Raw genomic sequence first — 2,548 nt, 5'->3', positions numbered from 1 at the left:
CGCCAGAATTTTCTTATCCCGGCAGAGTTTTTGCGGGCGTCTTGGAGCCCGCGACAGGAGGCACCGGAAGGCGGATGCCACGGGAAAAGTCTGGAAAGCGCTTAGCCGAGCCTGCACAGCCGGCCACGATACGACGACCCGAGGCGACGCGGATCGCCGGCCTCAGCGTGCACGCATCGCTCGCCGGCGAGATCGGCCTCAGGATCGTGCGCGGCGACTATCCGCCCGGAACTGTCCTGCCCAACGAAGCCAAATGGTCGGAAACCTTCAATGTCAGCCGCTCGGCGGTGCGCGAGGCCATCAAGATGCTGATGGCCAAGAGCCTGCTCGCGTCCCGCCCCAAGATCGGCAGTTGGGTCGAGCCGAGGGAGCGCTGGAACCTGCTCGACCGCGACGTGCTCGCCTGGTACGCGACCTCGCCTGACCGCGAGGTGTTTCTCAGAACGGTGCAGGAGTTCCGCCATATCATCGAGCCTGAGGCGGCCGCCTTCGCGGCGCTGCGGCGCTCCGACGAGCAGATGGTCGAAATCAGCCAAGCGTGCCGCGAAATGGGGGAGGCGGCGCATATCCAGGAGCGCACGCGCGCCGATACGCGGTTCCATCTCGCCATCCTGCGCGCCTCGGGCAATGAGCTGCTGGTGCCGCTAGGCGTACTGATCGAATCGGCGCTCGATCATCTCTTCATCTTCGTCACGCGCGAGCACAGCGACCAGCGGCGGGCCCAGTCCCTGCACGAGGCGATCGAGCGAAACATCCGCCTGCAGCGCCCGGCCGCGGCGAGAAGCGCGGTGCACAGGCTTCTCGCCAATACCGACGAGGTGATCGAGCTCTCGAGACGCTGACAGGCTTGGCCGCGGCTTTCAGATCGTCTGCTTTTTGCCGCCCTTCGACGGCATCAGGTCGACGCCGTTGAGCTTGCCGATATGGGTGGCCAGCATCGGCACATACTGCTCGGCCGGCCCCGCCGCGAAGGCGGTCGCGAACGAATTCTTGGTGGCGTTGCCAAGCGGATTGGCGATGCCGGCAGCGCCGGCCATCGATTCCAGATAGGTCAAATCCTTGAAGGCATTGGCGATGGAGAATTTGTGGGCGTCGCGGTCGCCTTCCAGCGTCCAGCGCATGAAGGTCTGGTAGAAGCCGCAATCCATGCGGCCGTTGCGGATCACGCTGTCGAAGCGGGGCGGCGAGATGCCGACCTTCTGCGCCAGCGCCAAGGCTTCCGAATAGATCGCCGCGTAGCCGAGCGAGATGAAGTTGTTGAGCAGCTTCATGCGGTGGCCGTCGCCGGTGTCACCGATATGGACGATGCGGCCGGCCCAGGTTTCGATCACCGGCTTCAACCGTGCGAACACCGCGTCGGGCGCGCCGACCATGGCGTCGAGCGTGCCTTCCCAGGCCTCCTTCGGCGTGCGGCTGAGCGGCGCGTCGACATAGTCGACGCCGAGCGCCCTGAGTTCGGCGGCCAGCGCGACGGTGGAGACGGGGTCGGATGTCGAGCAATCGACGACCACGCAGCCTTGCTTCAGACCTTCCTTCAGCCCGCCGGGGCCGCGGATGATCGCCTCGACCTCACGCGAGCCGGTGACGCAGATGAAGACGATGTCGGAGGCCGCTGCCACTTCTTTGGACGTGGCCACTTCCTTTGCGCCGCGGCCGAGCAGGTCATCCGCCGGCTTGCGGTTCTTGCGGCCGAGGAAGGTGAGCGGATAGCCCTTGTCGACGATGTTCTTGGCGATGCCATGCCCCATCAGGCCGAGGCCGATGAAACCGATGTTTTCGCGGGCAGCGGTGGTGGTCATGTCGTTTCGTCCCTGTCTTTCCTGATGGTCGGCGCCGGCGCGACCGGCCGGCGAGCTTTGCTGGAGAAGGTTTTCGCGGATCGCGGTTGGCAGGCCGTTGCTGGATGCCATATTGTCTGACAATACACACAATCCGCGAGAAATGTGGAGAGCAAAATGACGAAGCGCATCATGTTCACCGGCGGCAGCGGCAAGGCCGGCCGCCATGTCGTGCAGTATCTGGTCGAGCATGGCTGCCAGGTGCTCAACATCGACACCAAGCCGCTCGACAACCCGAAGGTGCGCACGCTGATCACCGACATTACCGACAGCGGCCAGGTGTTCAACGCGCTGTCGAGCTATGCCGGGCTGCATGAATTCGATCCATCGCTGCGCGCACAGCCGGTCGACGCCGTGGTGCATTTTGCCGCCATCCCGCGGATCATGATCACCCCGGACAACGAGGTGTTCCGCATCAACGCGATGGGCACCTACAACGTCATCGAAGCGGCGGTGAAACTCGGCATCCGCAAGGTGATCATCGCCTCCAGCGAGACGACCTATGGCCTGGTCTTCGCCAACGAGCCGCGCAACCCGACGCATTTCCCGCTGGACGAGGACTATGACGTCGATCCGATGGACAGCTACGCCCTGTCCAAGATCGTCAACGAAAAGACAGCGCGCGCCTTCGCGCTGCGCAGCGGTTTCGACATCTATGCGCTGCGCATCGGCAACGTCATCGAGCCGCATGAATATGCGCTGTTCCCGAA

Annotated in this window: 3 protein-coding genes; 2 read left to right on the top strand and 1 reads right to left on the bottom strand. The window is 64.1% G+C overall.

Translation table 11 applies throughout. The features are described 5' to 3' along the window. Positions 1-74 precede the first annotated feature (74 nt). Positions 75-842, top strand: a complete 768-nt coding sequence (locus EOA60_RS28340; protein WP_067328889.1) for a FadR/GntR family transcriptional regulator — start codon at positions 75-77, stop codon at positions 840-842. Between the two features lie 18 nt (positions 843-860). Here the strand turns inward: EOA60_RS28340 and EOA60_RS28335 are convergent, their stop codons facing one another. After that, positions 861-1,799 carry an NAD(P)-dependent oxidoreductase gene (locus tag EOA60_RS28335; protein ID WP_067329143.1) on the bottom strand — a complete coding sequence of 313 codons (939 nt, stop codon included), beginning with the start codon at positions 1,797-1,799 and terminating at the stop codon, positions 861-863. Between the two features lie 156 nt (positions 1,800-1,955). Here EOA60_RS28335 and EOA60_RS28330 point away from each other — a divergent pair. Beyond that, a partial coding sequence (locus tag EOA60_RS28330) for an NAD(P)-dependent oxidoreductase (RefSeq protein WP_164899602.1) occupies positions 1,956-2,548 on the top strand: 593 nt, incomplete at its 3' end.

This window comes from Mesorhizobium sp. M1A.F.Ca.IN.020.06.1.1, from assembly GCF_004023265.1.
In the GTDB taxonomy this organism is placed as follows: Bacteria; Pseudomonadota; Alphaproteobacteria; order Rhizobiales; family Rhizobiaceae; genus Mesorhizobium.
Note: the sequence above shows the minus strand (reverse complement) of the source record. Positions and strands in the feature narration are given on the sequence as shown.